Raw genomic sequence first — 2,817 nt, forward strand, 5'->3', positions numbered from 1 at the left:
CTGTCGTCAGCCGACAGTACTAATGTGGCGCGAAACATCGGCATCGACAAAGCGTGGGATAAATCAGCCTACGCGCCGGCAAGCAAAGAAACACGCGCTGCGGTGCTGGTTGAGCGCATTGAAGCCTTTAACTCTGCAAGTTCGCTGAATTACGACGCAGAACGCGATCTTTTCACGCCACAACTTGCTTTTGAGGTGTAATTCCATGACCGGAAAATATGTCAGCGAGCTTGAGTTGGGGAAGTGCGGAGAATATTACGCAATTTTTAAGCTGGCCAAGCAGGGTTTTGTTTGTTTCCCATCAGACCAGGGATTGCCATACGACATTGTGGTTGAGGCCAACGGCAGGCTCCTTAAGGGACAGGTTCGCTCGACGCTGAAAATGCGCGATTACGGCAAATCAAAAAGTGTTTACCGGTTCGGAACGAGAACGGGGAAAGGTTATGGCCGCGCAGCATCACTTAGTACATGTGACTTCTACGCCTTCGTTGTCATCGATGAAGAGAAGATAGCTTTCATGTCTACGGATGAACTGGCCAGCACAAAAAACCCAGGAACGCTTATCCAGACGATGGAGTTTAGATCTTCTAGCGGTATTTACCCGGGGAGGATTTATTCCAACGGCACGCAAAGGATGCTTGATTATTCACGGAATATTGAGAGCTATGAAGATTTCAACCGCGTCGTTTCTCTAATGGGAGGAAGAAGATGCCGAATCAAAAATACAGCTTAATAATGGCTGACCCTCCCTGGTCTTACGGCAACACAATCAGCAACGGGGCTGCCACCGACCACTACGCCACCATGAAGTTAATCGACATCAAGCGCCTGCCTGTGTGGGAACTTGCCGCCGAAAACGCGGTGCTGGCGATGTGGTATACCGGCACGCATAACCAGGAGGCTATAGAACTGGCCGAGGCCTGGGGCTTTACCGTTCGCACGATGAAGGGCTTTACCTGGGTGAAGCTGAATCAGAACGCCGAGTTACGCATCAATAAAGCCCTGGCCGAGGGTGAAGTTGCCGACTTTTACGACTTCCTCGATCTGCTTAACTCAGAGACGCGCATGAACGGCGGCAATCACACCCGGGCCAACACCGAAGACCTGTTGATTGCCACCCGCGGCGCCGGGCTGGAACGTAAGCACGCCGGGATTAAGCAGGTGGTATACAGCCCGCTCGGAGCGCACAGCGAAAAGCCGTGGGAAGTACGGCACAGGCTGGAGCTGCTTTACGGAGATGTGCCACGCATTGAGTTATTTAGCCGCTGTGCGGCGCCGGGCTGGGATCGCTGGGGAAATCAGTGCGACACCGCCGCGGTAGAACTGCTGCCCGGCTGCGCCATCCAAGTTGTGAAAACGGAGGCCGCATGACGCCAGCAAATGAAAACGCCATCCGCGCCGCCTGCCGCCGCTGCACCGAAGAAATCCAGCAGGCCATGCGCAAGAAGCCAAAGCCTAACTGGAACGAAACGGTGCCTCCCATCATCAACAAGCATCACAAGAAAATTGAAGCTCTGGGAGTTAGCCTCCTGGAATTCATCGTATACACAGGTCGGCTTAATCGCCGCTTCGGAGTGGAATCGTGAGTTATTCAACAGTTATAAAAGTTTGGCCGGGCGAAAAGTCTGAAGAGGATGAAGAGCTCCGAAATGGCTGGGGAAGTGGCCCTGTCATATGGAACGACATGGCAATGAAATATCTTGGACTTCCGGCCCATCAGTACATGATGAAAATAGATAGTCTTTGGCCTTTGGCTAACCGCCTTGATATTCCATATTACCATCGCGCTGTTCTCGCTATGACATACGACCGCATGTATGTGAAGCAGGAACATTACGCGTTGGCAGCAGATTGCATTCGCAAATACCTAACTGACTTCCCGGCTGATGATAAATATGTAAACCACTGGCCCCGCATTGCTGAAATTTTTGAAAGCTCACCTGAGTGCCCGGCTATTGGTTTATGGCTCACTTCGGTATGTGAAAACCCATTTCTTGGTGAGTGGGATGAAGACACCGAAGATTACAAACAGCCTGATTGGTCTCGTTACTGGAGCCTTTTTGATGACCTTGACGCAAGCGAAAGTGGTGCCGCATGAAGGCACTAATCACCCGGGAGCTTAAGGCTCCCTTTTTATTGCTGGCGTTCACCTTCAACCGAATTAACCGACAGTTCCGGGAGCATTGACCATGGCAGACATCATCGATACCGCAGCAGAGATTGAAGAGCTTCAGCGTAACGCTGCTCTTTCCGCTCATCGAGTAAACCGCAACGCCGTATCAGCCGAGCATTGCGCCGAGTGCGGGGAGGACATCCCGGAACCGCGGCGCGCTGCCGTTCCCGGCTGCCAGACGTGCGCGGAGTGCCAGGGCGTGATCGAATTAAGAAACAAGCAGAGGGGAATCCAGTGAAAGAGCGCGGAATGATTTTTAACGGGGAGATGGTGCGCGCCATCCTCGACGGCCGGAAGACGCAGACGCGGCGGCCAGTTAATCCATCAACTGCCAACATGCTAGATCTTCAGGCGCAGTATCCGCACAAGAAATACAATATTTCCTGCCCTTTCGGTGCTGTCGGCGATCGCATCTGGATCCGGGAGACGTGGGCCCAATTAGGCAATGAAGACGGGTGCCCCGTTGACTGGAGGGACAACCTTGTCAAAGGCGGCGGGCCTGAAGCAGCACGTATTTATCGAGCCAGTTGCGAGCAGAAAGAAGGTAATTATGGCCTGTGGTCGATTCCCGATGATGCCTACTGGAAACCACATACTGACGATCTTCAGTACGATGGGACATGGTGCCCATCAATTCACATGCC

General features: G+C 52.8%; 5 protein-coding genes and 2 pseudogenes. All 7 read left to right on the forward strand.

The window, feature by feature from the left end; translation table 11 throughout:
* Window positions 1–201, forward strand: a pseudogene (locus tag ACOTWU_RS25075) (hypothetical protein); the annotation flags it as partial.
* 4 nt (window positions 202–205) lie between these two features.
* Window positions 206–733, forward strand: a complete 528-nt coding sequence (locus tag ACOTWU_RS25080; protein WP_059291247.1) for a hypothetical protein — start codon at window positions 206–208, stop codon at window positions 731–733.
* Window positions 709–1,371: an MT-A70 family methyltransferase gene (locus tag ACOTWU_RS25085; RefSeq protein ID WP_126499350.1), complete on the forward strand. Its 663-nt coding sequence runs from the start codon at window positions 709–711 to the stop codon at window positions 1,369–1,371. Before ACOTWU_RS25080 ends, ACOTWU_RS25085 begins: the two co-directional genes overlap by 25 nt.
* Window positions 1,368–1,586 (forward strand): hypothetical protein, encoded by a 219-nt coding sequence (locus ACOTWU_RS25090; protein WP_315433146.1) that lies wholly within the window; start codon window positions 1,368–1,370, stop codon window positions 1,584–1,586. Before ACOTWU_RS25085 ends, ACOTWU_RS25090 begins: the two co-directional genes overlap by 4 nt.
* Window positions 1,583–2,098 (forward strand): hypothetical protein, encoded by a 516-nt coding sequence (locus tag ACOTWU_RS25095; protein WP_126499351.1) that lies wholly within the window; start codon window positions 1,583–1,585, stop codon window positions 2,096–2,098. Before ACOTWU_RS25090 ends, ACOTWU_RS25095 begins: the two co-directional genes overlap by 4 nt.
* Before the next feature lie 91 nt (window positions 2,099–2,189).
* Complete coding sequence (locus tag ACOTWU_RS25100) at window positions 2,190–2,411, forward strand: TraR/DksA family transcriptional regulator (protein WP_126499357.1); 222 nt, start codon at window positions 2,190–2,192, stop codon at window positions 2,409–2,411.
* Window positions 2,408–2,817, forward strand: a pseudogene (locus ACOTWU_RS25105) (hypothetical protein); the annotation flags it as partial. The gene ACOTWU_RS25100 and the pseudogene ACOTWU_RS25105, both read left to right, overlap by 4 nt.

The sequence above is a fragment of the Enterobacter cloacae complex sp. GYL001 genome, assembly GCF_049237125.1.
In the GTDB taxonomy this organism is placed as follows: domain Bacteria; phylum Pseudomonadota; class Gammaproteobacteria; order Enterobacterales; family Enterobacteriaceae; genus Enterobacter; species Enterobacter hormaechei_C.